This window comes from Nocardia sp. No.11 (assembly GCF_038752175.1).
Lineage (GTDB): Bacteria > Actinomycetota > Actinomycetes > Mycobacteriales > Mycobacteriaceae > Nocardia > Nocardia canadensis.
In genome coordinates, this window is record NZ_JBCGFB010000083.1 from 1 (window position 1) to 26,877 (window position 26,877).

A 26,877-nucleotide genomic window follows, 5' to 3' on the forward strand; every position below is an offset into this window, starting at 1 on the left:
CCGGGCGGCTGCTGCGGCATCGGCGGCCAGCCCGCGCCGGGATCCGGCGGCTGGTGGGGCGAGGGCCCGGAGCCACCCGCGGGCGGTTGATCGGGCGGACCAGGGTTCTGTGTGCTCACCGCTGCCGCCCCCTAGCCCCCGAAGTCACCACTAGCGCTCCTCGAATCCCGTCATGTCGCCCCGCGCGGGCTCCCAGCTTTCCACAACCAGGTCGACCCGGCCAGGTGCATCGCCGGACCGTAGCAGCTCGAGCAGCGTCGCGCCTGCCGATCGCGATCCTTCGGCGACCACGTGCACCCGTCCGTCGCGGTGATTGCGGGCATACCCGGTGAGCCCGAGTTCCAGTGCGCGCGAGCGGGTCCACCAGCGGAAACCCACCCCCTGCACCATCCCGTGCACCCAGGCGCTGAGCCGCTGCGGCGCCTCGCTCATGCCGCGTCCGATGCGCGTGATCGGGGTCGCTGCGTGGGGACACGGCGCTGCCGCCGCCGGGCCGGCCCGCTCATGCGTCGACGGCGAAGTTCAACGTCACCTTCGTGCCCGCCTTGAGCGTGCGGCCCACGGTGCACACCTTGTCGACGGCCCGCTGCACGGTGACCAGTAGTCGCTCGCGCGCGGCCTCGTCCAGCTCGGACAGGTCCAGTTCCAGGACCTCGTCGAGCTGCGGGTACAGCTCGTTCTCGCGGTCGGCGTCGCCGGAGACGCGGATGGTGGCGTCGAAGTCGTCACCGAGGCGGCGCGAGAGCGGCAGGTCCGAGCTGAGACCGGTGCAGGCGGCCAGCGCGATCTTCAGCAGCTCGCCCGGGGTGAACGCGCCTTCGACGCCCTGCGAGGCGATCAGGACCTCCGCGCCCCGATTGCTGCGTCCGGTGTAGGCCCTGGTTCCGGTGCGCTCGACCCACAGCTCGGTCGGTGCGGTGGTCACAGGTGCGTTCTGCTGCTCAGCCATGCCTTGATCCTGCCATTCGCGTCGGGGACGATGCACGCCTGGGAACGCCTGCGCGTGCGGCGGCATTCCGGCGCGTGACCCGGGGCACGCGTCACTCCTGGAAGCGGTACCCCATGCCGGCCTCGGTCAGCAGGTGCCGGGGATTGGCCGGGTCGTCCTCGAGTTTGCGGCGCAGCTGCGCGAGATAGACCCGCAGGTAGTGGGTCTCGGTGGCGTAGGCGGGTCCCCACACCTCGCGCAGGAGTTCCTTGCGCCCCACCAGTTTTCCGCGATTGCGCACCAGCATCTCGAGCATGCCCCACTCGGTGGGCGTCAGGTGCACCGGCGCGCCCCGCTTGGTGACCTTCTTGGCGACCAGGTCGACGGTGAACGAGTCGGTGACCACCACCGGATCGACGGTGTCGACCTCGGTCGCCCCGCGCCGGACCGCGGCGCGCAGCCGGGCCAGCAGTTCGTCCATGCCGAACGGCTTGGTGACGTAGTCGTCGGCGCCCGCGTCGAGCGCTTCGACCTTGTCGGCGGAATCGGTGCGCGCCGAGAGCACCAGCACCGGCGCCGAGGTCCAGCCGCGCAACCCGGCGAGCACCTCGATGCCGTCCATATCGGGCAGGCCCAGGTCCAGGATCACGACGTCGGGCTGCCGTTCCGCGGCGGCGCGCAACGCGGCGGCACCGTTGCCCGCGGTGATGACCTCGTATCCGCGCACCGACAGGTTGATCCGCAGGGCCCGCACGATCTGCGGCTCGTCGTCGACCACCAGCACCTTGGTGGCGGCCGGAGCCTGGTTCTTGTCCGTCATCACCGTTCCTGGATTGTGGCCGGGCGGCCCGGCCTGATCTGTGGCGACCGCCGATGCGGTCATCGGTCAGTCTCGTCGGGATCGGCCGCGCTGTCATCGTCCGGGACCGGCGCGGCGCCGACCCCGGACGGCAGGTCGACCAGCATGGTCAAGCCGCCGCCGGGGGTCGGTTCGGCGTGGACGTTGCCGCCCATCGCCTCCACGAAACCGCGGACCACCGACAGTCCGAGACCCACTCCGGTGGTGTTGTCCCGATCGCCGAGCCGCTGGAACGGTTCGAACAACTGCTCCTCGGTCCCCGCCGGCACACCGGGGCCGACGTCGACGACCGCGATCGACACCTGGTCCCCGTCGTGTTCGGCGGTCACCCGGACCGGCGTCTCGCGGCCGGAGTGCCGCAGCGCGTTGTCGATCAGGTTGGCCAGCACCCGTTCGAGCAGACCGCTGTCGGCGAGCACGGAGACCTCACCGACCTCCACCTTCACCCGATCCATCGCCGCGCGGCGCAGTCCACGGGTTCCCATCCCGACGCTGACCAGCGCGCGATGGACCGCCTCGTCCATGTACACCCGCCGCAGCTGCGGGGTGACGACGCCGACGGCCAGCCGCGAGGAGTCGAGCAGGTTGCCGACCAGCGCGGTCAGCTGGTCGACCGATTCCTCGATCGCCTCGAGCAGCTCACCGGTGTCCTCGGCCGAGAACTCGATATCGTCGCTGCGCAGACTGGACACGGCCGCCTTCGCCCCGGCCAGCGGGGTCCGCAGGTCGTGGCTGACCGCCGACAGCAGGGCCCGGCGCAACCGGTCGGCCTCGAGCAGCGCCGCCGCGGCGCTGGCCTCCTCGGCCAGCGCGGCCTGGCGCACCAGCCCGACCGCCTGATTGGCGACGGCGTTGAGCACCGGCCGCTCCGTGGAATTGATCCGGCGGCCCGCCAGCAGCAGATGGCTCTGCGCGTCCCCCGCCTCGATGACGGTATCGGCGTGCGACGGCCGGGTCGGCGGCTCGGTGCCCACCGAGGCGACGACATGGTCCCCGGATCGCAGGCTCACCGCGCGCTGGCCGTAGGTCTCGCGGACCTGTTCGAGCAGATTGGGCAGGTCGGCGCCGTGCAGCACGGACCCGGCGAACATCGTCAGCAGTTCGGCCTCGCGGGAAGCCTTGCGCGCCTGCAGCGTCCGCTTCGCGGCCACATCCACCAGGGCCGCGACCGCGACCGCGACGATGAGCAGCACCACCACGGTCACGAAGTTGTCCGGCTCGGCGATGGTGAAGCTGTAGCGCGGGTCGGTGAAATACCAGTTCAGCAGCAGCCCGGAGAGCAGGGCCGAGAGTCCGGCGGGTACCACGCCGCCGAACAGCGCCACCGCGACGACACCGACGAAGAACACGGCGCTGAGCCCGCCCAGCTGTAACCAGCCGTCGAGGAGCACCCCACAGATCAGGCTCACCAGCACCGGCACCACGACCGCGGCCAGCCACGCGCTGACCGGGCGCCGCGGGCGCAGCCAGTGCCTGCGCAGGCCGCGATTGGCTTCCTCGTGGGTCACCATGTGGACATCGATCTTGCCCGAGCGCTGCACCACGGTGGAGCCGATGCCCTCGTCGAGCATGCGTGCCCAGCGCGAGCGTCGTGAGGTGCCGAGCACCAGCTGAGTGGCGTTCACCTCGCGCGCGAACTCGAGCAGCGCGGTGGGCACATCGTCGCCGGTCACGGTGTGCAGCGAGGCGCCCAGACCCGCGGCGAGTTCACGCAGTTTGGCCATCCGCTCGGTCGACACACCGGCCAGCCCGTCCCCGCGCACCACGTGCACCACCACCAGGTCGGCGCTGGACTTGGACGCGATCCGGCCGGCCCGGCGCACCACGGTCTCCGATTCGGGACCGCCGGTCACCGCGACGACCACGCGCTCGCGCGCCTCCCACAGCTCGGTGATCTTGTGGTCGGCCCGGTACTTGGCCAGCGCCGCGTCCACCTGGTCGGCCAGCCACAGCAGCGCGAGTTCGCGCAACGCGGTCAGGTTGCCGGGGCGGAAGTAGTTGCGCAGCGCCGCGTCGACCTTGTCGGCGGCGTACACATTGCCGTGGGAAAGCCTGCGCCGCAACGCCTCCGGCGTCAGGTCGACGAGCTCTACCTGGTCCGCGGTGCGGACGACGGCATCGGGCACCGTCTCGCGCTGCTCGATACCGGTGATCTGCTGGACCACGTCGTTGAGACTCTCGAGGTGCTGCACATTGACCGTCGAGATGACATCGATGCCCGCGTCGAGCAACTGCTCCACATCCTGCCAGCGCTTCTCGTGCACGCTGCCCGGCGCGTTCGTGTGCGCCAACTCGTCGACGAGCACCACCGCGGGCCGGCGAGCCAGCACGGCGTCGACGTCGAGCTCGGGCAGCTGCGTCCCCCGGTACTCGATCAGTTTCGCCGGAATCCGCTCGATGCCCTCGAGCAGTTCGGCGGTCTTCTTCCGGCCGTGCGTCTCCACGACGGCCGCGACCACATCGCGGCCGCGTTCCAGCCGCCGATGCGCCTCGCCGAGCATGGCGTAGGTCTTGCCGACGCCCGGCGCCGCACCGAGGTAGATGCGCAGCTGTCCGCGTTTCACCTGTCCATCATCGCGGGTCGACGCGCCGGGGCCTGCGGGCGCACCGGCAACACACCGACGGTCACCATCGGCGCGTGTGAGGTGTTGAGCCGGCCGAGCACCCGGATCAGCAGCAGCGATGCGACGAAACCGAAGATCACCGCAAGGGTCACAACAGACACCGCGATCTCTCTTTCCGTGAACACAGGGGCCGACGGTGCCCTTCGCCCGCCGGTGCACACCCTTTGTAGTCGCGCGAGTACGGCCTGATCTCGATCTTTACGGTGTGTTGACGGCTATCGGCCCTGCCTTGACGGCATCCTCACACCCTTCCCCGGGCGACGCGTCAACATTCCGCAAAGGCCGTGCCGCCCGGCGCTAAGGAGTCGTAAGGAAACCACGCCGAGCCCTGATCCGGCGTTTCACTCACCTAGGCGCTTCACCTCGGAGCGCAAGGAGGTTGGAAATGTCTGTCGTGGTGTTCACGGTGCTCACCGTGGCGATCTTCGCGCTGCTGGGCGTGGTCCAGCGGGGGGTGGAGAAGCTGTGATCGCGAACCTTGTCGGTCTGGTTCTGGCCGTCCTCGTCGCCGTGTACATGGTCGCGGCGCTGCTCTTTCCCGAGAGGTTCTAGGTGAACACGACAACAGCGGGGATCGCCTTCGTGGCGGCCCTGGTCATCACGCTGGCCCTGGTGCATGTGCCGCTCGGCGACTACATGTACCGGGTCTACAGCAGCGACAAGCACTCCCGCGCCGAGCGGCTGATCTACCGTGCCATCGGCGCGAAACCCGAGGTCGAGCAGACCTGGCCGGTCTATGCCCGCAGTGTGCTGGCATTCTCGGCGGTGAGCATCCTGTTCCTGTTCTTCTTCCAGCTGGTGCAGGGCGCGCTGCCGCTGCATCTGAACGACCCCGGCACCGCGATGACCCCGGCGCTGGCCTGGAACACCGCCGTCAGCTTCGTCACCAACACGAACTGGCAGAACTACTCCGGCGAGTCGACCCAGGGCCACCTCGTGCAGATGGCCGGGCTGGCGGTGCAGAACTTCGTCTCCGCGGCCGTCGGCATGGCGGTGGCGATCGCGCTGGTGCGCGGCTTCGCCCGCCGCCACACCGGTGAGCTCGGCAACTTCTGGGTCGACCTGGTACGCGGCACCCTGCGGATCCTGCTGCCGATCGCGTTCGTCTTCGCGATCGTGCTGATCGCCGGCGGTGTCATCCAGAACTTCCACGTGCACGATCAGGTCGCCCAGACCCTCGGCGGCGCCGAGCAGACGCTGACCGGCGGCCCGGTCGCGAGCCAGGAAGTCATCAAGGAACTCGGCACCAACGGCGGCGGCTTCTACAACGCCAACGCGGCGCATCCGTTCGAGAACGCGAGCACCTGGACGAATTTCCTGGAGATCTTCCTGCTGATGGTGATCGCGTTCTCGCTGCCGCGCACATTCGGCCGGATGGTCGGCAGCACCAAGCAGGGCTACGCGATCGTCGCGGTGATGGGCACCATCGCGCTCACCAGCATCACGCTGACCAACCTGTTCCAGCTCCAGCACCACGGCACGGTGCCGACCGCGATCGGCGCGTCCATGGAGGGCGTGGAAACCCGTTTCGGCGTGGCGAATTCGGCGACCTTCGCCGGCGCGACCACCCTCACCTCGACCGGCGCGGTGAACTCGTTCCACGATTCCTACACCAGCCTCGGCGGCCTGATGACGATGTTCAACATGCAACTGGGCGAGGTCGCGCCCGGTGGTGTCGGCTCCGGTCTCTACGGCATGCTGATCCTCGCCGTGATCACGGTGTTCGTGGCGGGCCTGATGGTCGGCCGCACGCCGGAGTACCTCGGCAAGAAGATCACGCCGCGCGAGATCAAGCTGGCCGCTTCCTATTTCCTGGTGAGTCCGCTGATCGTGCTGATCGGCACCGCGATCGCGATGGCACTGCCCGGCCAGCGGGCCGGCATGCTCAACAGCGGCCCGCACGGCCTCTCGGAAGTGCTCTACGCCTTCACCTCCGCGGCCAACAACAACGGTTCCGCCTTCGCCGGACTCACCGGCAACACCGAGTGGTTCAACACCGCGCTCGGCCTGGCCATGGTGTTCGGGCGGTTCCTGCCGATCATCTTCGTCCTGGCGCTGGCCGGTTCGCTGGCCCAGCAGGGCACCACTCCCTCGTCGATCGGCACGCTGCCGACGCACCGGCCGCAGTTCGTCGGCATGGTCGTCGGTGTGACGGTGATCCTGGTCGCGCTCACCTTCCTGCCCGCCCTCGCGCTCGGGCCGCTCGCCGAAGGAATTCACTGAGATGACAAGTCCTACCCTCGAAACACCGGCCGCGCCGCGGCCCGAACACCGGACCAAGGGCGTACAGAAGGGCGTCCTGGATCCGAAGCTGCTGCTCACTTCCCTGCCGGACGCACTGCGCAAACTCGATCCACGCACGCTGTGGAAGAACCCCGTCATGCTGATCGTCGAGATCGGCGCGGCGTGGTCGACCATCCTGGCGATCGCCGATCCGAGCTTCTTCGCCTGGGCGATCGTGGTGTGGCTGTGGCTCACCGTGGTCTTCGCCAACCTGGCCGAGGCCGTCGCGGAGGGCCGCGGCAAGGCCCAGGCCGACACGCTGCGCAAGGCCAAGACCGACACCGTCGCGCGCAGGCTGGCCGACTGGACCCCCGGTGGCCGCATCATCGAGGAACGGGTCGCCGCGACCGAACTGCGCCGCGGTGACGTCGTCGTGGTCGAGGCCGGTCAGGTCATCCCCGGTGACGGTGACGTCGTCGAAGGCATCGCCTCGGTCGACGAATCGGCCATCACCGGCGAATCCGCCCCGGTCATCCGCGAATCCGGCGGCGACCGGTCGGCCGTCACCGGCGGCACCACGGTGCTCTCGGACCGGATCGTCGTGCGGATCACCCAGGAGCCCGGCGCCAGCTTCATCGACAAGATGATCGCGCTCGTCGAAGGCGCCAGCCGCCAGAAGACCCCGAACGAGATCGCGCTCAACATCCTGCTGGCCGCGCTCACGATCATCTTCGTCTTCGCGGTCACCACGCTGCAGCCGCTGGCGATCTTCGCCAAGTCGAACAACCCCGGCGTGCCGGATACTTCGGCGCTGGACGCGCACGGCATCACCGGCATCGTGATGGTCTCGTTGCTGGTCTGCCTCATCCCGACCACCATCGGCGCGCTGCTCTCGGCCATCGGCATCGCCGGGATGGACCGCCTCGTGCAGCGCAATGTGCTGGCCATGTCGGGTCGCGCGGTCGAAGCGGCGGGCGATGTGAACACGCTGCTGCTCGACAAGACCGGCACCATCACGCTCGGCAACCGGCAGGCGGCCGCATTCGTCCCGATGCCGGGCATTCTCGACGACGAACTCGCCGACGCCGCCCAGCTGTCGAGCCTGGCCGACGAGACGCCGGAGGGGCGGTCGATCGTCGTGTTCGCCAAGCAGACGTTCGACAAGCGGGAACGTTCCGCGGGCGAGCTGCCCGGTGCCACCTGGGTGGAGTTCACCGCGCAGACCCGCATGTCGGGTGTCGACCTCGCCGATGGGCACCAGCTGCGCAAGGGGGCAGCGGGTGCGGTGATCGAATGGGTTCGGGCCCAGGGTGGTTCGGTCCCCAGCGACGCCACGGCGATCGTCGACGGCATCTCGGCCTCGGGCGGCACGCCGCTGGTGGTCGGTGAGGTCAAGGACGGCACCCCGCGGCTGCTCGGTGTCATCCATCTCAAGGACGTCGTCAAGCAGGGCATGCGGGAACGCTTCGACGAGATGCGCCGCATGGGCATTCGCACGGTGATGATCACCGGCGACAACCCGCTCACCGCGAAGGCGATCGCCGACGAAGCGGGGGTGGACGACTTCCTCGCCGAAGCGACGCCGGAGGACAAGCTCGCCCTGATCAAGAAGGAGCAGGACGGCGGCCGCCTGGTCGCGATGACCGGCGACGGCACCAACGACGCTCCCGCGCTGGCCCAGGCCGACGTGGGCGTGGCGATGAACACCGGCACCTCGGCCGCCAAAGAGGCGGGCAACATGGTCGATCTGGATTCGGACCCGACCAAACTGATCGAGATCGTGGAGATCGGCAAGCAGCTGCTGATCACCCGCGGCGCGCTCACCACGTTCTCCATCGCCAATGACATCGCCAAGTACTTCGCGATCATTCCCGCGTTGTTCGTGGCACTGTTCCCCGGCCTGGACGCGCTGAACATCATGCGCCTGGCCAGCCCGCAGTCGGCGATCCTGTCCGCGGTCATCTTCAACGCGATCATCATCGTGGCGCTCATCCCGCTGGCGCTGCGCGGTGTCGACTACCGGCCGAGCGATGCCTCGACCCTGTTGAGCCGCAACCTGACGATCTACGGCCTGGGCGGCATCATCGCGCCGTTCCTCGGCATCAAGATCATCGACCTGCTCGTCCAACTCCTCCCCGGGATGTCCTGAAATGCGTATGTCAACCTGGATCCGCCAGCACCTGGCCGCCCTGCGCGCCCTGCTCGTGCTGACCGCGATCACCGGAATCGTGTACCCCGTCGCGGTTTTCGCGGTCGCGCAACTGCCGGGACTCCACGACAATGCCGACGGCTCGCTGATCGAGCGGGACGGAAAGCTGGTGGGCTCCAGCCTGATCGGGCAGTCGTTCACCGACGCCGACGGCAAGGCCATGGTGCAGTACTTCCAGAGCCGCCCGTCGGCCGCGGGCGACGGCTACGACCCGCTGGCCACCGCCGCGAGCAATCTGGGTCCCGAGGACATCGTCGACACCGCCGCCCGCACCAGCCTGCTCACCACCGTGTGCACCCGATCGAAGGAGGTCGGCGACCGTGAGGGGGTCGACGGCGCCCGCCAGTTCTGCACGAAAGACGGTGTCGGCGCGGTGCTCTCGGTGATCGGTCCGCGCGATGCCGACGGCGATGTGTCGCGACCGGTGCAGGTCGTCAGCGTCAACGAGCTCTGCCCGGCGCGGCCGTTCCTGGCCACGTTCCGCGGCGTCACCGTGGAATGCGCGCAGGAAGGCGAGGACTACTCGGTCGGCCGGATCATCCCGATCCTCGGCGACGCCCCGGCCGAAGCGGCGGTCCCCGCCGACGCGGTCACCGCGAGCGGCAGCGGCCTGGACCCGCACATCTCCCCCGCGTACGCGGCCATCCAGGTCGAGCGGGTGGCGAAGGCGCGCGGCCTCACCGGCGATCAGGTGCGTGATCTGGTCGCGGCGCACACCGCCGGGCGCACGCTCGGGTTCCTCGGCGAGCCCCGGGTGAATGTCGTCGAGCTCAATCTCGCTCTGGACGAACGGTTTCCCGTCCGCGGCTGAGTCCTGAGCAGGGGCCGGATCCACCACGGGTCCGGCCCCTGTGCCGTCCTAGGACTGCTCGTCGGTGATCAGCGCCCATCCTTCGGGCAAGCCGGTCACGGTCACCGCCGACCCGCAGACCTCGACATCGACGGTGACGTCACCGAGCCGGAACTCCGAGAGCCGCACACACCCCCACGCCTGCGGCACCTGCGGCCGCACGGTCAGGGTCTTGGCGGGCACATCGGGGTCGAGCCCGAGGAACGAGCGCACCAGCAGCAGCGGCGCGGCACTGGCCCACGCCTGCGGCGAACACGAGGTGGGATAGGGCACCGGCGACGCGAAGCGGGCACGCGGGAAACCGCAGAACAACTCGGGCAGCCTGCCGTCGAACGCGGCAGCGGCGTCGAGCAATCCGGCCGACAGCTTCGTCGCCAATGCCACCGCGCCCGGCACGTGCTGGTACCGCATCAACCCGGCGACCGCGATCGCCGTGTCGTGCGGCCACACCGAACCGCAGTGATAACTCATCGGGTTGTAGGCGCCCATGGTCGAGGCCAGCGTGCGGAGACCGAACCCCGAATCCATCTCGGCCTTGGCCAGATTCGCGATCAGGCTCTCGGCGTGTTCGTCAGTGGCGATCCCCGACCACAGGCAGTGGGCCGCGTTGCTGGTGAGCGCGTCGACCTGCCGCTTGCTGCCGTCCAGGGCCACCGCGTACCAACCGCACTGAGGTAGCCAGAACTGCTCGGCGAACTTGGTTCGTAGCTCGGCGGCCCGCTCGCGCATCCGCGTCGCCATCGCGGGATCGTCGAACTGATCGGCCAGCTCCGCCCGGGCCAGATACGCCGCGTACACGTACCCCTGCACCTCGCACAGCGCGATCGGGGCCTGCGCGATATGCCCCGCGGCGTCGTTGATCCCGTCGAAGCTGTCCTTCCAGCCCTGGTTGATCAGCCCGCGATCGGTGGCGCGCACGTACTCGACGAACCCGTCGTCGTCGCGGTCGCCGAAATCGGTGATCCAGCCGATCGCGGCATCGGCCGCGGGCAGCAGGGTCGCGATCGAGGCCGGGTCGGCGCCCCAGCGCAGGCACTCGGCCAGCAGCATCACGAACAGCGGTGTGGCGTCGACGGTGCCGTAGTAGATCTGCCCGCCGAGCACCTGACCAACCGAGGGGCCGCGCCGCATCTCGTGCATGATCCGGCCCGGTTCCTCCTCCACCAGCGGATCGACCGTCTGGCCCTGCAATTCGGCCAGCTGCTGCAGCGTGCCCAGGGCCAGGTCGGTCTCCAGCGGCAGCGACATCCATGCCGTGAGCAGCGAGTCCCGGCCGAACAGCGTCATGAACCAGGGCGCGCCCGCGGCGACGAACGGTCTGCCCGTGCCGGAATCGGTGTGGATCTGCAACGCGCCCAGGTCGCTCTCGGTGCGGCGCAGGATCTGGTTGAGCAACCCGGAATCGGCGCTGATGTCGGTGGCGGTGGCCCGCCAGGCCTGGATCTTGCGTACCGGTTCGCTGGCCCGGTAGCGCTCACCGGGGGTGCCCTGGGTCTGCGGGCGCTGCGCGGCACCCGCCGGTTGCGCGGTGATCTCGGTCTGCCAGCGGCCACCCGCGGGCACGACGACGCGCCAGATCATGGTGCCGGGCAGCACCATCGGCTCGACCGTCGAGGTGAGCGCGAGCCCGCGCGACAGGTCGGCCCGGTCGTGCAGCAGCAGTTCGCCGTCGGAGGTCGTCATCTCCGCGCGGCGCCCGCCCATCCGGCCTTCCTTCACCGAGAACAGGTCGACGAAATCGGCGTCGACGTGCAGTTCGAGCACCACCGCCGTGGCCTCGCGGCTCATGTTCTCCAGGGTGATCAGCTCGTGCATGCCCTCGGCGACGAGCCGGTCGCGCACGACCAGCAGGGTGCTGTCGGCACGACCTTGCTGCGGCGGCCTGCGCAGCACGAACCGCCCTGCGAAGGCCTCCGGGCTGAGGACCGACAGCGGCTCCGGCCGCTTACCGTCGATCATCAGCTCCCAGCGCGAGATCACCCGCGCGTCACGGAAGAACAGACCCTGCGGCTTGCCGGGCTCGATGTCACCGAGCCGATCGGACAGGCAGAAGGTGCCGCCTTCGACCAGGGTGACGTTGCCGCCGTTGCCGCCGAGCCCCGCGGGTTCCCCCGCGTTGAGCGGGCTCGGCGACGACGCGTTGTTCAGGCTCATCCGCGCCCACTCACCGCCGCCCCGACCGGTATCGGCATCGTGAAGGCGTTGCCGTAGCCGATCGTGGTGCGGGCCAGCAGTTGCCGGTACACCTGCTCATAGCCGCCACCGAGGGTGTCGGCGCCGAAATTCGCTTCCACGTGCGCCCGGCAGGCTGCCGGATCGAACGTCGCGACCTCGGCGATGGCGGCGGGCAGTTCGTCCGGTTCCTCGCAGATGCGCCCGGTGACACCGTCGACCACGACCTCGGCCACGGCACCACCGCGCAACGCGACCACCGGCGTTCCGCAGACCATCGACTCGATCATCACCATGCCGAACGGCTCCTCCCAGCGAATGGGGAACAGCAGACACCGTGCTCCGGACAACAGTTTACGCTTGGCCGCCGCGTCGGCGAGGCCGAACACATGATCGGCGTCGGTCAGCCGCGGTCGCACGTATTCCTCGAAATAGGCCTTCTCCGGCGGCTCGGAACACTTGCCCGCCAGGATGAGCGGGATGCCCGCCGCGTGCGCGGCGTCGAGTGCCAGATGCGGGCCCTTGTCCATGGTGAAGCGGCCGAGGAACAGCGCGTAGTCCTGCTTCTCGGTCACGAACGGCCACTGGTCCGGCCGCAGCGCGTTGTGCACCCGGCCCGCCCACGGCAGTTCGGGCGCGAGTTCGCGCTGCCGGTCGCTGATCGCGACGAGCGAGCATTCCTCGCCCAATTCGCGGTAGTAGCGGTAGCAGTCGTCCTGCACCGGCCCGTGCACGGTGACCACCGTCGGCAGGCCCAGATTGGCGTACGCCGGGGCGTTGAGCGGGCCGGCGAAGGTGTGATCGTGCACCAGGTCGATGCCTTGGGTCTCGGCCAGACGCTCGATCGCGCGGCGCACGCGGAGCGCGTGCACCACCTCGGGGAACGGATCACCGAGTCGTTCCGGGACGATCCGGTCCCACAGCGGGACGAAATCCGCCTTGGTACCCGGCTCGCCCGCGCCGAACAGGGTGACGTGATGGCCGCGCTCACACAGCGAGTCGACCAGATCGGCGACTACGGCCTCGACGCCGCCGTAGGCCTTCGGGGGGACGTCGAAATACGGTGGAACCACCATCGCGATCCGCAGTGGGCCGCCGTTGTGCTCGATCGAATAGAGATCGGACGTGGAGAGCCCGGTCGGCGACATTGCCGACGTATCTGCACTCATGACCTTCCTTCCAGGGACACAACCTCGCAACACTTGCGCGAACAAGAGATGGCCGCCTCGGCGGGGGTGGAGACGAGAGCTTCACCGCCGTCCATGGGGCATGGTTGGCCTGGCCAGACGGGGAGCACACCACGCGGGTGCCCGGCTGAACAGAGGGGCCGTAGTGGAACGTACCCCGCTACCGGGGAGTAAACCAGCGGGTTGCTGGCAAATCGTGTCGGCGAATGCCCAACGAGACAGGAGATTACGCCGTCAGAGGCGGTCTACGGCGTACAGAATTTCGGTTCGACCGGGTCGACGCACGGGATGTTGCCGAACTCGGTCATGGTGAGCCTGGCCTTACCCCGCGTCAGATAGTCCAAGAACTGCGCGACCAGCGAATCACCGGCGATCGGACCGTGCGTGTAGGCGTACTCCACGCCCGTGAACCGGTAGGCACCGGACCGGATGGTCTCGGGCGTCGGGCTCACCCCGTCGATCGCGACCGCCCTGGTCTCCGCCCCGACCGCCGAGGTCTCCAGATATCCCACCGCGCCAGGGATTTTGGCAACAAACGTAGCCACTTCGTCGGTGACGTCGACCTCGCACTGCTCGCCGCCCGCGGCCATGCCGATGCAGCTGGTGTAGCGGAACACCTTGCGGTTGTCCTCGAGCAGCCGCGATTCCAGTGCCCGACGAGTGCCCGAGCCCGCGGTCCGGTCGATCAGGACCACCGGCAGATCGGGACCGCCGATCTGGCTCCAGTTCTTGATGTTTCCCCGGTACAGGTCCCGGATCTGCTGGGTCGAGAGGTCTTTCAGGCCGACGCCCGGGTGCACGACCAACGAGAACGACCCACGTGCCAGCGGTAGCTCGGTGAGCGCCTCGAACGAGGTGCCCTTGGCGCCGTCGCCGATCGCGAGCAGGTCCGGGGTCGGACCCGCCTTGGTGATCGTGCGCAGACCGGGTTCGGTCCCAGCGAAATCGAAGCTGAATCGCGCTCCGGTGCAGGTCTTCTCGTAGTTGTGCGCGGCCTTGCGGATCATCGGGGCCATCGCGGTGGAACCGACGACGCGCAACTCACCCGCGGCGCAGTCGCGCGGCGGCGGATCACCGCGCAGCACGGTGGCCAGCAACTGCACCATCACCACCAGGGCGAGGAACACGCTCAGGCCGAGCAGCGCGGGCTCGCGGCCGGAGCGGCTGGTGGTCTCGACGAACCGGCCGCCCTTGAGGCCGCCCGCCTTGGTCACCACCTTCGCCGCGTTGATGTCCTGCGGATCGGGCGCCGGACCCGACAGCACCGCCAGCACCTTGTAGTGCTCGCCGCGCTCGAGCCGTTCGCTCGGCAGCACGATCCGCGCGGCATTGTCCGCGCCCACCGTGGAGGCCAGCTCGCGCAGGGCGTCGCTGAGCGCGGTGACCGACTGCCCGGTCCGGGTGACCCGCTCGGTGACCTCGAGCGCCCGGATCGTGTGGTGCGGGAACAGCAGTCGCGGGCTCTCCCCGGCGTAGTCGTCGGCCTCGATCACCGTGGAGCCGTAGTTCTCGATGCGGATCAGCACCACCGACACCGGCTCCGCCGCCGAGTTGCCCCCGGTGGCCCCGCTGTGGGGGTCGGCGAGCTGGATCCGGCTGGCGGGGGTGTTCATCTGCACGCGGTAGCCGAGGCGCTTGCGACCGACGAAGACGAACTCCCGCAGGAACGCGGCCGTCGCCACGAACAGACCGAGTGCCGACAGCACGATCTCGATCGGGAACTCGCCCATCGGCTCCCCTCCCCCACACCCCGGATACCTGTAACCGACTGTCTATCAGGTCGATCCGCCACCGCGGCGTCCGGCGCCGGTTGTTCGGCGAGTCTTCATCCGGTGGTCGTCGCGCACCAGCTCAGCAGCTCGTCGACCGCCCAGGTGTTGATCACCCGCTCGGCCGGAACGCCGTGGGCCAGCGCGCGCTCGCACCCGTATCCCTGCCACGCCAACTGGCCGGGGGCGTGGGCGTCGGTGTCGATACTGAAATGGCAGCCCATCTCCACGGCCAGGTCGATCAACCGCCCGGGCGGGTCACGGCGTTCGGGGCGGCTGTTGATCTCGACAGCGGTGCCGTACTTGCGGCAGGCCTCGAAGACGAGTTCGGCGTCGAAGCTGGACTCGGGGCGGGTGCCGCGACCGCCTTCGACGAGCCGGCCGGTGCAGTGGCCGAGGACATCGACATTCGGGTTCGCCACGGCGTAGACCATGCGCTTGGTCATGGTGGCGCTGTCGTCGCGCAGATGTGAATGCACGCTGGCGACAACGATATCGAGGCGTTCCAACAGCTCGGCGCGCTGGTCGAGGGTGCCGTCGTCGAGGATGTCGACCTCGATGCCGGTGAGGATGCGAAACGGCGCCAGCTGCTCCTGGAGGCCGGCGATCACGTCGAGCTGGCGCAGCAGACGGTCGGCGGACAGACCGTTGGCGACCTTGAGCCGCGGCGAGTGATCGGTCAACGCACAGTATTCGTGGCCGAGCGCGGCGGCCACGCCCATCATCTCCGCGATCGGGCTACCGCCGTCGGACCAGTCCGAATGGGTGTGCAGGTCACCGCGCAGCAGGGTGCGCAGCGGATCACCGGCCGGGGCGATGGGGCGGGCGGCCCCGCGCAGCTCGGCCAGGTAGTCGGGAACCGCACCGGCGCAGGCCTGTTCGATGACGGCGGCGGTCTTGGGGCCGATGCCGGGCAGGTCCCGCCAGCTGTGCTCGCTCGCGCGGGTCGCCCGCTCGGACTCCGAGAGTTCGTCGACGACGTCGGCGGCACGGCGATACGCCTTCACCCGATGGGTCTCGGCGCGCGATCGCTCGAGCCAGAAACCGATCTCGCGCAGCGCCGCCACCGGGCCCGGACCCGCCGCCGTCATCGGCGCTACCCGATCCGGCCGTACTTGAGGAAGGCGACACCGTCGGCGTACACGCGACTGGTGATCACCCGGAAGCGTTCCGGCTCTGGCAGTTTCGCGCCACCGCCGAACAGCGGACGGCCGGTGCCGAGCACCACCGGATGCAGCTTGAGGAACACCTGGTCGATCTCGGGCAGCAGCGTCTGCGCCAGCTCACCGCCGCCGCACAGCCAGATTCCCAGCCCCGACTCCCGTTTGAGCTCGCGCACGGCGGCGATCGGGTCGGCGGTGATCAGCTCGACCCCGGGCGCCGGCGGCTCGGGCAGCGTCGTGGACACCACGAACTGGCGCAGGTGCTCGTAGGGGCTGGCGGTGCCGGTGCGCACCCCGAAGTCATGGGTCTTGCGGCCCATGATCACGGTGTCGAAGTAGACATTGCCCGCCGCGATGCCGCGCGCCTCGCGCACCTTGGTCGGCAGGGTCTCGGGGTACTGCGAGATGATCGCGGGCCCGTGGTCGCCGCCCACCGGGAAGAAGTCCAGGGTCCCGTCCTCGGCGGCGATGAATCCGTCGATCGTCGATGCCACGAAATAGGTCAGCTTGCGCATAACGTCCTCCTGCACGGACCCGGTCCGATACGACCTGTCAGGAGAAACGGTAGCGTGCCCGGATCAGCGGCGGCGAGGCTTCCGCTGACACTTCGGGCAGGAAAACGACGAGCGATTCATGAATTGTTCGCGGATCAGCAGCGCGCCACACCGGTCACACGGCTCGTTCGCACGGCCGTAAGCGGCCAGCGACCGGGAGAAATAGCCGGATTCGCCGTTCACGTTCACATACAGCGCGTCGAAGGAGGTACCGCCGACGGCCAGCGCCTCGTTCATGACCGCGCCGACGCCCTCGAGCAGCCGGCGCACCACCGGCCGGGTGAGCTCGGCGGCCACCCGGGTACCGTGCAGACCGGCCCGCCACAGCGCCTCGTCGGCGTAGATGTTGCCGATGCCCGACACCACGGTCTGATCGAGCAGCACCCGCTTGATCTCGGTGTTCTTGGCCCGGATCGCCGCGACCACGGCCTCGGCGTCGAAGCGCGGATCCAGCGGATCGCGGGCGATGTGGGCGACGGAGTCCGGGACCACGGTGCCGTCGACCTCGACGAGATCGGCCAGCGCCCAGCCGCCGAAGGTGCGCTGGTCGACGAACCGCAGCTCACTGCCGTCCCCGAGGACAGCGCGGATGTGGGCGTGCTTCTCGACCGGGGCGTCCGCGGGCTGCACGAGCATCTGCCCGCTCATGCCCAGATGGACGACCAAGGCGGTGTCCGGCTCGTCGAAGGTGAGCCACAGGTACTTGCCGCGGCGCTGCGCGCCCTCGATCTTCAGACCGGTGAGCCGGGCCGCCAGATCGGCGCCGCCCGCCACGTGCCTGCGCACGGCCCGGGGATGGGTGACGGTGACGGCATCGATCGCCCGGCCGACCGCGTGATCGGCCAAACCGCGCCGCACCACCTCGACTTCGGGCAGTTCGGGCACGGGTCAGGCTTCGTCGGAGGATTCGGCGGTGAGTGCCTTGTAGGCGGTGCCCGCGGCCTTCTGCTCGGCTTCCTTCTTGGAGCGGCCGACGCCCTGCCCGTACGGACGACCGGCGATCACCGTGGTCGCGGTGAACTCCTTGTTGTGGTCCGGGCCGGTGGAGGTGATCTCGTAATTGGGCACACCGAGGCCACGCTCGGCGGTGAGCTCCTGCAGGCTGGTCTTCCAGTCGAGGCCGGCGCCCATGCGGGGGCCGCGCTCGAGCAGTTCGGCGAACAGGCGCAACACGACCCCACGGGCCACCTCGATGCCGTGCTCGAGATGCACGGCGCCGAGCAGGGACTCCATGCCGTCGGCGAGGATGCTCGGCTTGTCACGGCCGCCGGTGAGCTCTTCGCCCTTGCCGAGCAGCAGGTACTGACCGAGTCCGCCGTCACCGAGACCACGCGCCACCTCGGCGAGCGCGTGCATGTTCACCACGCTGGCGCGCAGCTTCGCGAGCTCGCCCTCGGACTTCTCGGGGTGCTCGGTGTAGAGGCGCTCGGTGATGCTCAGACCGAGAACCGAGTCGCCGAGGAACTCGAGGCGCTCGTTGGTCGGCAAACCACCGTTCTCGTACGCGTACGACCGGTGCGTCAGCGCGAGGCGCAGAAGCTCCGGTCGTACGTCGACACCGAGTGCGGTGAGCAGGCTGGCGTGATCGGCCGAGCCCGCGGTGTCTTTGCTGGCTGTCACGAATCAGACAGCAGCAGTGACCTGGCGGCCCTTGTAGGTGCCGCAGGACGGGCACGCGATGTGCGGGAGGGTCTTCTCACCGCAGGCACGGTTCGGGCAGGTGACCAGGGTCGGCGCGACGGCCTTCCACTGGCTGCGCCGCGACCGGGTGTTGGAACGGGACATCCGGCGCTTGGGAACAGCCACGGCTACTTCTCCTCTGTGTTTTCGCTGGCCACGTGGGCATCGTTTGCCACGGGAGCGGATCGGTCTGGGGTGGTGGAACCCTCAGCGGGGTCGCCGGTGCCGGGCGCCTCTGCGGCGAAACTCGCCAACTTGGCCCAGCGAGGGTCCAGTATCTCATGCCCGTGATCAGGACCCGCAATCGCCATCCGCACACCGCACTCGGGGCACAGGCCCGCGCAGTCCGGGGTGCACAGCGGCTGCAGCGGAAGCTCCAGCCCGATGGCGTCGAGGATCACCGGCTCGAGGTCGATGAGGTCGTCTTCCATGCGGTAGACCTCGTCGTCCTCGGTCGTCTGCTCGGTGGTGCTGTCCGGATACGCGAACAGCTCCGTCAGACGAATCTCGACCTGGTCGTCGAACGGTTCCAGGCAGCGCGAGCACTCCCCCACCGTCGGCCCGGACGCCGTGCCGGTGACCAGCACACCCTCCGAGACGGCCTGCAGCTGCAGGTCGAGTTCCACCGCGGCGTCGGCCGGGATGGCGATCAGATCCAGACCCAGCCGCTCATGGTCGGTGACGGTGCGACGCAGCTCCCGCATGGTCCCCGGCCGACGGCCGAGGCTGCGGACATCCAGCACGAAGCCCGCGTCGGACACAGGACCACTGGTCTTGTGCGGACGCGACGGCGAACCGGAAGCGGCGGGCATCACTGACTCACTTACTTCTGAGGGGATTTGGGCAACCACTCAACAGTACGGCAGGACCCCGTCGGAACTCAAAACGCGGGAGTGCGGTCAGCGCCGGTGCTCGGCGGCGTATTCCGGGTATTCGGCCGCCTGACCGCCGCGCATCTGCTGGCGACCGCGGGTGATCGTGCGCCGCGTGGTGCTCAGCGTCTCCTCCATCGCGGCGAGCCTGCCACCGAAATCGGCCATCTGCTCGTCGACGTAGTCGTCGCATTCGGCGCGGACCCGGTCGGCCTCGGCCTGGGCGTCGTCGATCAGGCGCGCCGACTCGGCGTGCGCGGCCCGCACGACCTCGGTCTGGGCGACCAGCCGGGCCTGCTCGGCCTTGCCGTCGGCGACTGAGCGCTCGTAGGAGTCCTTGCCCGCCTGGATGGCCCGGTCGGCGTCGATCTGGGCGCGGCTGGTCAGTTCGTCGTACTCGGCGTTGCCGTCGGCGATCACCTGCTCGGCCTCGGCCTGCGCGGTCGCGACCAGACGATCGGCGTGCGTGGTGGCCTCGGCGACCATCCGGTCGGCGTGCGCCTTGGCGTCGGCGAGGATGCGGTCGGCCTCGGCGCGGGCGTTCTCGATGGTGGTACGCGCCTGGTCGTTGGCCGAGGTGATGGTGGTCTCGGCGCCGGCGCGGGCGTCGCCGACGATCTTGTCGCGATGATCGAGGACGTCCTGGGCGTCGTCGAGCTCACCGGGCAGGGCGTCGCGGACGTCGTCGAGCAGTTCGAGGACATCGCCGCGCGGCACGATGCAGCTGCGAGTCGGCGGGATGCCGCGCGCCTCTTCGACGATGGCGACCAGTTCGTCGAGTGCTTCGAATACGCGATACATGCTCACTACCCTCCTGCTTGCTCACGGCGAAACCACTACCGCCGTGGCCCAGTGTGCCCGTCGGCGGCGCGTGTTCCGAATGTCGTCGCGGTGTGTCGCGAGAGTGTCCTAGATCGCACAGATATCAAGTGGAGTGAATCCCTCCACTTCCGCTACCATCGGTAGGCACGACAACGCCGTCCGCCGGGAAGCACTGCACGTTTATTGCTGTTGTACTCCTCGACGCTCGTTCATTGCGATCGGAGTCGACCATGACCGTCCTCGAAACACCGAGACCTTCGGTGTCCCACGTCGCGGGCATGTTCACACCCTGGATCGGAACGTTCCCCGCCGTTCCCGCCGCTACACCCGCCCCCGCGGTGCGCCCGCGGGTCGACCGAACCCTCACCTACCTGCGCGGCGACCGCGCGCTCCCCCAGCTCATCCGCTTCGCCCTGGTCGGCGGCTCCAGCAATATCGCCTACGTGCTGCTGTTCTTCGCCATGCACGGCGTCGGCCCGCTGATCGCCAATGTCGCCGGCTCGGTGGTCAGCACCGTGATCGCCAACGAACTGCACCGCCAGCTCACCTTCCACGCCGCAGACCGGGTCACCTGGTTCACGGCGCAATGGGAAGGCGGCGGCCTGGCGCTGCTCGGTCTCGGCATCACGACGGCGGGCCTGGCCGCCCTCGGCGTGTGGGCGCCCGGCCTGGGTGACAGCGTGCAGGCACTCGCCGTCCTCGCCATCACCGCCGCGGTCGGCGGCATGCGGTTCCTGGCTCTGCGCGGCCTGGTCTTCTAGCAGCGACGCGCGGCCGAGCCCGCTAGCCGCGACGCTCGGCCAGGCGGTCGAGCAGGCGCTTGTGCACCGCGGGCGGGAGCATGTCGCTGACGTCGCCACCGTAGGCCGCGACTTCCTTCACCAGGGAGCTGGACAGGAAGCTCAGCGACGGGTTGGTGGCGATGAAGAAGGTGTCGACACCGGCCAGCTTGTGGTTCATCTGGGCCATCTGGAGCTCGTAGCCGAAGTCGCCCGCGTCGCGCAGACCCTTGACGATCGCGCCGACGCCCTCCTGCTTGGCGAAGTCGACCAGCAGACCCTGCCAGGACGCCACGCGCACATTGGGCAGATGGGCGACCGACTCGCGCAGCAGTTCGATGCGCTCGTCGACGGTGAACATGCCCTGCTTCTTGGGGTTCACCATCACGGTGACGATCACCTCGTCGAACTGCGCGGCCGCGCGAGCGAACACGTCGAGGTGACCGTTGGTAACCGGGTCGAAGGAGCCGGGGCACAGTGCTGCAGCCATGGTTCAGACGCTAGCACCGAATTCGGCGAGCTCGATTCTGGTCTCCCCGTACTTGCGGATCTTCAGCGGCGCATAGCCTGCGGGCCAGGCGATTTCGGGTGAGCGGATGGACCGCTCGACGATCACCAGCGCGTCGGGCGCGAGCCAGCCGTTGGCCGCCAGCGCGGTGAGGTCGGCGATCACGTCCTCGGTGCTCACGTCGTACGGCGGGTCGGAGAAGACCACGTCGTAGGGACTCGGCGCGGCGTGCGCCAGCACCGAGCCGACCGTGCCCAGGCGCAGTTCCGCGCCGGGCAGGCCGAGTTCGGCGATATTGGCGCGCACGACCGCGGCCGCCTTGCGGTCGGCCTCGACGAGCAGGGCGTGGGCGGCGCCGCGCGAGAGCGCTTCCAGGCCGAGCGCGCCCGAACCGGCGTACAGGTCCACCACCCGCGCGCCGTCCAGATCCAGGCGCGCGTCGATCGCGCTGAACAGGGCCTCGCGGACCCGGTCCGAGGTGGGCCGGGTACCGGCGGGCGGCACCTTCAGCCGCCGCCCGCCCGCCGTGCCCGCGACGATGCGCGTCATTCCGACTCGCGCGCAGCCAGTTCCACCAGCAGATCGCCGCCCTCGACCTGCTGCACCTTGGCGGTCGCGATCCGGCCGACGATGCCGGCGCGCGGCGCGGTGATCGCCGCCTCCATCTTCATCGCCTCGATGGTGCCGACGGTGTCGCCCGCGTGGATCTCGTCGCCCTCCGACACCGCCAACGTGACGACACCGGCGAACGGCGCCGCGATGTGGCCGGGGTTGTTCTTGTCGGCCTTCTCCGCGGCCGGCACCTCGGAGGCGATCGAGCGGTCCCGCACCGCGACCGGGCGCAGCTGCCCGTTCATGATGCACATGACCGTGCGCATGCCCTTCTCGTCCGGCTCGGAGATCGCCTCCAGCCCGATGAGCAGCGTGACGCCCTTCTCCAGCTGGACGCGGTGCTCCTCGCCGCGGCGCAGACCGTAGAAGAACTGGTTCTCCGACAGGCCGGTGGTGTCGCCGTACTTCTCCCGGTGCGCCTGGAACTCGGCGGTCGGGCCGGGGAACAGCAGGCGGTTGAGGGTGTCGCGACGCTCTTGGGAGGTGCCGTCGAGCCCGGCCTGGTCGGCCGCGGTCAGCGGGGTCTCCGGCTTGGGCTCGTTGCGCCCGGCCAGCGCCTTGCTGCGGAACGGCTCGGGCCAGCCACCGGCGGGCTCGCCCAGTTCGCCGCGCAGGAAGCCGATCACCGAGTCGGGGATGTCGTAGCGGCCCGGATCGGCGGCGAAGTCCTCGATGTCGACACCGGTGCCGACCAGCGCCAGCGCCAGATCACCGACGACCTTCGACGACGGGGTGACCTTGATCAGGCGGCCCAGCAGCCGGTCGGCCGCGGCGTACTTGGCCTCGACCTCCTCGAACCGGTCGCCCAAGCCGAGCGCGATCGCCTGCTGGCGCAGGTTCGACAGCTGACCGCCCGGGATCTCGTGGGTGTACACGCGCCCGGTCGGCGCGGGCAGACCCGACTCGAACGGCGCGTAGACCTTGCGCAGCGCCTCCCAGTACGGCTCCAGATCGCACACGTTCTGCAGGTTCAGGCCGGTGTCGTGCTCGGTATGCGCGGTGGCCGCGACGATGGCCGACAGCGCGGGCTGGGAGGTCGTACCCGCCATCGCGGCCGAGGCGCCGTCGACCGCGTCGGCGCCGGCCTGCCAGGCGGCCAGGTAGGTCGCCAGCTGACCGCCGGGGGTGTCGTGGGTGTGCACGTGCACCGGCAGATCGAAGTTGCCGCGCAGCGCGGTGACCAGCTTCGCTGCCGCGGGCGCGCGCAGCAGGCCAGCCATGTCCTTGATCGCGAGCACGTGCGCGCCCGCGTCGACGATCTGCTCGGCCAGCTTCAGGTAGTAGTCGAGGGTGTAGAGCGACTCGTTCGGGTCGAGCAGGTCGCCGGTGTAGCTGAGCGCGACTTCGGCGATGGCCGTGTTCGTTTCGCGCACGGCGTCGATAGCCGGGCGCATCTGGTCGACATTGTTGAGCGCGTCGAAGATGCGGAAGATGTCGATGCCGGTGGTCGCGGCCTCGGAGACGAACGCGCGGGTGACCTGTTCCGGGTACGGCGTGTAGCCGACGGTGTTGCGACCGCGCAGCAGCATCTGCAGACAGATGTTGGGCACGGCCTCGCGCAGGGCGGCCAGCCGCTCCCACGGGTCCTCGTGCAGGAAGCGCAGCGCCACATCGTAGGTCGCGCCGCCCCACGCCTCGATCGAGAGCAGTTCCGGGGTCAGCCGGGCGACATGCCCGGCGACACCGAGCAGGCCGTTGGTGCGCACCCGGGTCGCCAGCAGCGACTGGTGTGCGTCGCGGAAGGTGGTGTCGGTGACGCCGAGGGCCTTCTGCTCGCGCAGGGCGCGGGCGAAGCCCTCGGGGCCGAGGGCGAGCAGGCGCTGACGCGAGCCGTCCGGCGGCGGCAGCGTCAGGTCGACGGCGGGCAGCTTGTCGTACGGGTACACCGTGGTCGGGCGTTCGCCGTGCGGCTTGTTGACGGTGACGTCGGCCAGGTAGCTCAGGATCTTGGTGCCACGGTCGGCCGAGCCGCGCGAGGTCAGCAGCTCGGGCCGCTCGTCGATGAACGAGGTGGTGACCCGACCCGCCTGGAAGTCCGGGTCGTCGAGCACCGAGAGCAGGAACGGGATGTTGGTCGTGACGCCACGGATGCGGAACTCGGCCAGCGCGCGCCGGGCACGGGCGGCCGCGGCGGGCAGGTCGCGGCCACGGCAGGTCAGCTTGACCAGCATCGAGTCGAAGTAGGCGCCGATCTCCGCGCCGAGGTTCGCGCCGCCGTCGAGACGGATGCCCGCGCCGCCGGGGGTGCGGTAGGCGGTGATGCGGCCGGTGTCGGGGCGGAAGCCGTTGGCCGGGTCCTCGGTGGTGATGCGGCACTGCAGCGCGGCGCCCCGGATCGACACCGTGTCCTGGCTCAGGCCCAGATCGGCCAGGGTCTCCCCGGCGGCGATCCGCAGCTGTGACTGCACCAGGTCGACGTCGGTGATCTCCTCGGTGACCGTGTGCTCGACCTGGATGCGCGGGTTCATCTCGATGAACACGTGCTTGCCGCGCTCGTCGAGCAGGAACTCCACGGTGCCCGCGTTGCTGTAACCGATCTGGCGGGCGAAGGCCACCGCGTCGGCGCAGATGCGTTCGCGCAGTGCGGGATCCAGGTTCGGCGCGGGCGCGAGCTCGATCACCTTCTGGTGGCGGCGCTGCAGCGAGCAGTCGCGCTCGAACAGGTGCATGACGTTGCCGTGCTGGTCGGCCAGGATCTGCACCTCGATGTGGCGCGGATTCACCACGGCCTGCTCGAGGAACACGGTCGGGTCACCGAAGGCCGACTCGGCCTCGCGCGAGGCCGCCTCGATCGACTCGCGCAGCTGCTCGGGCGCGGCGACCCGGCGCATGCCGCGACCACCACCACCGGCGACGGCCTTGACGAAGATCGGGTACTCGAACTCCTGGGCGGCGGCCAGCAGGGCGTCGATGTCGGCGGAGGGTTCGCTGGACTTCAGCACCGGCAGGCCGGCGGCCTTGGCGGCGGCGATGGCGGTGGCCTTGTTGCCCGCCATCTCCAGGACGGCGGCCGAGGGGCCGATGAAGGTGATGCCCTCGCGCTCGCAGGCGGCCGCGAGGTCGGGGTTCTCCGACAGGAAGCCGTAGCCGGGGTAGATCGCGTCGGCGCCGGCGCTCTTGGCCGCGTCGATGATCGCCTCGATGGACAGGTACGCCCGGACCGGGTGCCCTTCCTCGCCGATCTGATACGACTCGGCCGCCTTCAGCCGATGGACGGAGTTGCGGTCCTCATGGGGGAACACCGCGACCGTTCCGATGCCGAGTTCGTACGCCGCGCGGAAGGCGCGAATGGCGATCTCACCACGATTGGCGACCAAGACTTTCGAGAACATTGGACCACGGTACCCGGACGCGACCGCAGGACTGTCACGCAAGGTGGCTTCGCAGCAATCTTCACATCGCACACCCGCCCACCTGCGAAGTTGCGTTCATCGGGCCGTCACATCTCACCGTGGCGGACGCCCGGCGGTGCGCCGCCGAAGCGCAGGTCACGCGGGCCACGCGCGCCGGGGTGGTCGCGACGGTACGCGCTGAGGCCCTATGCTGGGCGACGCAGCTGGTTCGCCTGCGCGGTGGAAGAGTCGGAGCCCCGACCTCCCGCGCCGGTGTCGAAGCCCGGGCACTGTGGTGCCGGGTGAAGAGGGAACCCGGTGGGAATCCGGGACTGTCCCGCAGCGGTATGCAGGAACGACCGCCGTCATCAGCACTGGGCACGACGCCCGGGAAGCGACGGCCAGTAGGTCGGTCGATCACACGACCGGTGCCCGCGAGTCCGAAGACCTGCCGACTGTGCCGGATACGCCGTATCCGGCGGCCACCGCCTCGTGGATCGGGCGCGCGGACCACCTGTGCCGACCTGTCGTGTCTCACGACGGGTCCCGGAGGTGTCGTCGTCGCCCGCGAAAGGCGTCGGCTCTCCCTGCACGACACTGGAGAATCTCCGTGACTGTTTCGCACTCCCCTTTCACCGCAACGGTTCTCGGCCTGCCGCGGGTGGGCCCGCGCCGGGAACTCAAGCGCGCCACCGAGTCCTACTGGGCAGGCCGGCTCGGCGCCGAGGACCTGCACGCCGTCGGCCGCATGCTGCGCACCGTGCAGTTGGCCGCATTGCAGGCGGCCGGACTGGATTCGGTGCCCGTCGGCACCTTCTCCTACTACGACCAGATGCTCGACACCGCCGTCCTGCTCGGTGCGCTGCCGCATCGGGTGACCGACATCGCCGACCCGCTGGACCGCTATTTCGCGGCCGCACGCGGGACCGACACGGTCACGCCGCTGGAGATGACCAAGTGGTTCGACACCAACTACCACTACCTGGTGCCCGAGATCGACGCGGCCACCGTGTTCACGCTGCACCCGGACAAGCTGCTGACCGAACTCGCGGAGGCCATCGCGCTCGGCGTGCCGGCCCGGCCGGTGGTGATCGGCCCGCTGACCTTCCTGAAGCTCGCCAAGTCCACCGACGGCGCGGCGCTGGACCGGCTGCCGGAACTGGTGCCGCTGTACCTGGACCTGCTGGCACGCCTGGCCGAGGCGGGCGCGCAGTGGGTGCAGATCGATGAGCCGGTGCTGGTCACCGACCTGACCGCGGCCGAGATCGGGCTCGTGCGCGAGACCTACACCGCGCTGTCGGCCGCGCCGGACCGGCCCGCGCTCCTGGTCGCCACCTACTTCGGGCACCCCGACGGCGCGCTGGCGGCAGTGGCGGACACCGGCATCGAGGGTGTCGCCCTCGATCTCACCGCGGGCATCGAGGTGTCCGCGATCGCCGCCGTCCCGGCGCTGGCGGGCAAGCTGCTGGTCGCCGGTGTCGTCGACGGCCGCAACATCTGGCGCACCGACCTCGACGCCGCGCTCGACACGCTCGGCGCCCTGGGCACCGGCGTGGCGGTCTCGACCTCGTGCTCCCTGCTGCATGTGCCGTACTCGCTGACCCCGGAGACCGGGCTCGACGACCGGCTTCGCTCGTGGCTGGCATTCGGCGCCGAAAAGGTCGGCGAGGTGCGGGTTCTCGCGACCGCCCTGGCCGAGGGCGCCGCCGCGGTCGGCGACGAGCTGGCCGCGGC

The 26,877-nt window shown here is 69.6% G+C and carries 24 protein-coding genes, 1 pseudogene and 1 riboswitch; of the genes and pseudogenes, 7 read left to right on the forward strand and 18 right to left on the reverse strand.

The features are described from left to right. Positions 1-150: 150 nt before the first annotated feature. The 5 genes from V8688_RS22045 to V8688_RS22065 form a co-directional block, all read right to left on the reverse strand. On the reverse strand, positions 151-432 hold the full coding sequence (locus V8688_RS22045) for an acylphosphatase (protein WP_218719273.1): 282 nt from the start codon (positions 430-432) through the stop codon (positions 151-153). Positions 433-502: 70 nt separating this feature from the next. Then, positions 503-949 (reverse strand): OsmC family protein, encoded by a 447-nt coding sequence (locus tag V8688_RS22050; RefSeq protein ID WP_218719272.1) that lies wholly within the window; start codon positions 947-949, stop codon positions 503-505. Positions 950-1,040: 91 nt separating this feature from the next. Continuing rightward, the gene (locus tag V8688_RS22055; protein WP_218719271.1) at positions 1,041-1,748 is read right to left on the reverse strand and encodes a response regulator; all 708 of its coding nucleotides are present in this window, start codon (positions 1,746-1,748) and stop codon (positions 1,041-1,043) included. A 59-nt stretch (positions 1,749-1,807) separates the two neighbouring features. Next, complete coding sequence (locus V8688_RS22060) at positions 1,808-4,351, reverse strand: sensor histidine kinase KdpD (RefSeq protein WP_342801599.1); 2,544 nt, start codon at positions 4,349-4,351, stop codon at positions 1,808-1,810. Further along, positions 4,348-4,512, reverse strand: coding sequence for a hypothetical protein (locus V8688_RS22065; protein ID WP_218719269.1), 165 nt, complete (start codon positions 4,510-4,512; stop codon positions 4,348-4,350). The genes V8688_RS22060 and V8688_RS22065 overlap by 4 nt, the downstream gene beginning before the upstream one ends. A gap of 284 nt (positions 4,513-4,796) precedes the next feature. Between V8688_RS22065 and V8688_RS22070 the strand changes: the two genes are divergently transcribed. The 5 genes from V8688_RS22070 to V8688_RS22090 are packed head-to-tail and all read left to right on the forward strand — an operon-like array spanning position 4,797 to position 9,654. Next, on the forward strand, positions 4,797-4,880 hold the full coding sequence (locus V8688_RS22070) for a potassium-transporting ATPase (protein WP_218719289.1): 84 nt from the start codon (positions 4,797-4,799) through the stop codon (positions 4,878-4,880). Next, positions 4,877-4,963: a potassium-transporting ATPase subunit F gene (locus V8688_RS22075; RefSeq protein WP_218719288.1), complete on the forward strand. Its 87-nt coding sequence runs from the start codon at positions 4,877-4,879 to the stop codon at positions 4,961-4,963. Before V8688_RS22070 ends, V8688_RS22075 begins: the two co-directional genes overlap by 4 nt. Further along, a complete protein-coding gene (kdpA, locus tag V8688_RS22080; protein WP_342801600.1) occupies positions 4,964-6,634 on the forward strand; it encodes a potassium-transporting ATPase subunit KdpA in 1,671 nt (556 codons plus the stop codon). A gap of 1 nt (position 6,635) precedes the next feature. Next, a complete protein-coding gene (kdpB, locus tag V8688_RS22085; protein WP_342801601.1) occupies positions 6,636-8,783 on the forward strand; it encodes a potassium-transporting ATPase subunit KdpB in 2,148 nt (715 codons plus the stop codon). A 1-nt stretch (position 8,784) separates the two neighbouring features. Beyond that, on the forward strand, positions 8,785-9,654 hold the full coding sequence (locus tag V8688_RS22090; protein WP_342801602.1) for a potassium-transporting ATPase subunit C: 870 nt from the start codon (positions 8,785-8,787) through the stop codon (positions 9,652-9,654). A gap of 48 nt (positions 9,655-9,702) precedes the next feature. Here V8688_RS22090 and V8688_RS22095 read toward each other — a convergent pair whose 3' ends face one another. The 10 genes from V8688_RS22095 to V8688_RS22140 form a co-directional block, all read right to left on the reverse strand. Next, positions 9,703-11,847, reverse strand: coding sequence for a glycogen debranching N-terminal domain-containing protein (locus V8688_RS22095; RefSeq protein WP_218719265.1), 2,145 nt, complete (start codon positions 11,845-11,847; stop codon positions 9,703-9,705). After that, positions 11,844-13,013 carry a glycosyltransferase family 4 protein gene (locus tag V8688_RS22100; RefSeq protein ID WP_342801605.1) on the reverse strand — a complete coding sequence of 390 codons (1,170 nt, stop codon included), beginning with the start codon at positions 13,011-13,013 and terminating at the stop codon, positions 11,844-11,846. The genes V8688_RS22095 and V8688_RS22100 overlap by 4 nt, the downstream gene beginning before the upstream one ends. A gap of 284 nt (positions 13,014-13,297) precedes the next feature. Next, positions 13,298-14,782: a substrate-binding domain-containing protein gene (locus V8688_RS22105; protein WP_342801603.1), complete on the reverse strand. Its 1,485-nt coding sequence runs from the start codon at positions 14,780-14,782 to the stop codon at positions 13,298-13,300. Between the two features lie 95 nt (positions 14,783-14,877). Beyond that, a complete protein-coding gene (locus V8688_RS22110; protein ID WP_218719263.1) occupies positions 14,878-15,912 on the reverse strand; it encodes a PHP domain-containing protein in 1,035 nt (344 codons plus the stop codon). Between the two features lie 5 nt (positions 15,913-15,917). Beyond that, positions 15,918-16,499, reverse strand: a complete 582-nt coding sequence (locus V8688_RS22115; protein ID WP_218719262.1) for a dihydrofolate reductase family protein — start codon at positions 16,497-16,499, stop codon at positions 15,918-15,920. A 63-nt stretch (positions 16,500-16,562) separates the two neighbouring features. Continuing rightward, on the reverse strand, positions 16,563-17,423 hold the full coding sequence (mutM, locus tag V8688_RS22120; protein ID WP_218719261.1) for a bifunctional DNA-formamidopyrimidine glycosylase/DNA-(apurinic or apyrimidinic site) lyase: 861 nt from the start codon (positions 17,421-17,423) through the stop codon (positions 16,563-16,565). Between the two features lie 3 nt (positions 17,424-17,426). Further along, positions 17,427-18,158: a ribonuclease III gene (rnc, locus tag V8688_RS22125; protein WP_316575596.1), complete on the reverse strand. Its 732-nt coding sequence runs from the start codon at positions 18,156-18,158 to the stop codon at positions 17,427-17,429. Positions 18,159-18,161: 3 nt separating this feature from the next. Further along, positions 18,162-18,344, reverse strand: coding sequence for a 50S ribosomal protein L32 (rpmF, locus tag V8688_RS22130; RefSeq protein WP_022565580.1), 183 nt, complete (start codon positions 18,342-18,344; stop codon positions 18,162-18,164). 2 nt (positions 18,345-18,346) lie between these two features. Beyond that, positions 18,347-19,030, reverse strand: coding sequence for a DUF177 domain-containing protein (locus V8688_RS22135; RefSeq protein WP_316575597.1), 684 nt, complete (start codon positions 19,028-19,030; stop codon positions 18,347-18,349). Positions 19,031-19,117: 87 nt separating this feature from the next. Beyond that, positions 19,118-19,891, reverse strand: a complete 774-nt coding sequence (locus tag V8688_RS22140) for a DivIVA domain-containing protein (protein WP_218719259.1) — start codon at positions 19,889-19,891, stop codon at positions 19,118-19,120. A gap of 251 nt (positions 19,892-20,142) precedes the next feature. Between V8688_RS22140 and V8688_RS22145 the strand changes: the two genes are divergently transcribed. Continuing rightward, complete coding sequence (locus V8688_RS22145) at positions 20,143-20,673, forward strand: GtrA family protein (protein WP_218719258.1); 531 nt, start codon at positions 20,143-20,145, stop codon at positions 20,671-20,673. Between the two features lie 22 nt (positions 20,674-20,695). On the opposite strand, the gene coaD is transcribed toward V8688_RS22145, so the two are convergent. The 3 genes from coaD to V8688_RS22160 are packed head-to-tail and all read right to left on the reverse strand — an operon-like array spanning position 20,696 to position 25,143. Continuing rightward, positions 20,696-21,181, reverse strand: coding sequence for a pantetheine-phosphate adenylyltransferase (gene coaD / locus V8688_RS22150; RefSeq protein WP_218719257.1), 486 nt, complete (start codon positions 21,179-21,181; stop codon positions 20,696-20,698). A 3-nt stretch (positions 21,182-21,184) separates the two neighbouring features. Beyond that, the gene (gene rsmD / locus V8688_RS22155; RefSeq protein WP_218719256.1) at positions 21,185-21,748 is read right to left on the reverse strand and encodes a 16S rRNA (guanine(966)-N(2))-methyltransferase RsmD; all 564 of its coding nucleotides are present in this window, start codon (positions 21,746-21,748) and stop codon (positions 21,185-21,187) included. Next, the gene (locus tag V8688_RS22160; RefSeq protein ID WP_342801604.1) at positions 21,745-25,143 is read right to left on the reverse strand and encodes a pyruvate carboxylase; all 3,399 of its coding nucleotides are present in this window, start codon (positions 25,141-25,143) and stop codon (positions 21,745-21,747) included. Before V8688_RS22160 ends, rsmD begins: the two co-directional genes overlap by 4 nt. 276 nt (positions 25,144-25,419) lie before the next feature. Next, positions 25,420-25,614: riboswitch (cobalamin riboswitch) on the forward strand. Positions 25,615-25,747: 133 nt separating this feature from the next. On the opposite strand from V8688_RS22160, the pseudogene V8688_RS22165 reads away from it, so the two are divergent. Continuing rightward, positions 25,748-26,877: pseudogene (locus V8688_RS22165) on the forward strand (5-methyltetrahydropteroyltriglutamate--homocysteine S-methyltransferase); the annotation flags it as partial.

Excerpts from the sequence above, each read along its gene's own strand:
- V8688_RS22045 (WP_218719273.1), bottom strand. The coding sequence starts at position 432 with ATGAGCGAGGCGCCGCAGCGGCTCAGCGCCTGGGTGCACGGGATGGTG.
- V8688_RS22050 (WP_218719272.1), bottom strand. The coding sequence starts at position 949 with ATGGCTGAGCAGCAGAACGCACCTGTGACCACCGCACCGACCGAGCTG.
- V8688_RS22055 (WP_218719271.1), bottom strand. The coding sequence starts at position 1,748 with ATGACGGACAAGAACCAGGCTCCGGCCGCCACCAAGGTGCTGGTGGTC.
- V8688_RS22070 (WP_218719289.1), top strand. The coding sequence starts at position 4,797 with ATGTCTGTCGTGGTGTTCACGGTGCTCACCGTGGCGATCTTCGCGCTG.
- kdpB (WP_342801601.1), top strand. The coding sequence starts at position 6,636 with ATGACAAGTCCTACCCTCGAAACACCGGCCGCGCCGCGGCCCGAACAC.
- V8688_RS22090 (WP_342801602.1), top strand. The coding sequence starts at position 8,785 with ATGCGTATGTCAACCTGGATCCGCCAGCACCTGGCCGCCCTGCGCGCC.
- V8688_RS22095 (WP_218719265.1), bottom strand. The coding sequence starts at position 11,847 with ATGAGCCTGAACAACGCGTCGTCGCCGAGCCCGCTCAACGCGGGGGAA.
- V8688_RS22100 (WP_342801605.1), bottom strand. The coding sequence starts at position 13,013 with ATGTCGCCGACCGGGCTCTCCACGTCCGATCTCTATTCGATCGAGCAC.
- V8688_RS22105 (WP_342801603.1), bottom strand. The coding sequence starts at position 14,782 with ATGGGCGAGTTCCCGATCGAGATCGTGCTGTCGGCACTCGGTCTGTTC.
- V8688_RS22110 (WP_218719263.1), bottom strand. The coding sequence starts at position 15,912 with ATGACGGCGGCGGGTCCGGGCCCGGTGGCGGCGCTGCGCGAGATCGGT.
- V8688_RS22115 (WP_218719262.1), bottom strand. The coding sequence starts at position 16,499 with ATGCGCAAGCTGACCTATTTCGTGGCATCGACGATCGACGGATTCATC.
- V8688_RS22135 (WP_316575597.1), bottom strand. The coding sequence starts at position 19,030 with ATGCCCGCCGCTTCCGGTTCGCCGTCGCGTCCGCACAAGACCAGTGGT.
- V8688_RS22140 (WP_218719259.1), bottom strand. The coding sequence starts at position 19,891 with ATGTATCGCGTATTCGAAGCACTCGACGAACTGGTCGCCATCGTCGAA.
- V8688_RS22145 (WP_218719258.1), top strand. The coding sequence starts at position 20,143 with ATGACCGTCCTCGAAACACCGAGACCTTCGGTGTCCCACGTCGCGGGC.
- coaD (WP_218719257.1), bottom strand. The coding sequence starts at position 21,181 with ATGGCTGCAGCACTGTGCCCCGGCTCCTTCGACCCGGTTACCAACGGT.
- rsmD (WP_218719256.1), bottom strand. The coding sequence starts at position 21,748 with ATGACGCGCATCGTCGCGGGCACGGCGGGCGGGCGGCGGCTGAAGGTG.
- V8688_RS22160 (WP_342801604.1), bottom strand. The coding sequence starts at position 25,143 with ATGTTCTCGAAAGTCTTGGTCGCCAATCGTGGTGAGATCGCCATTCGC.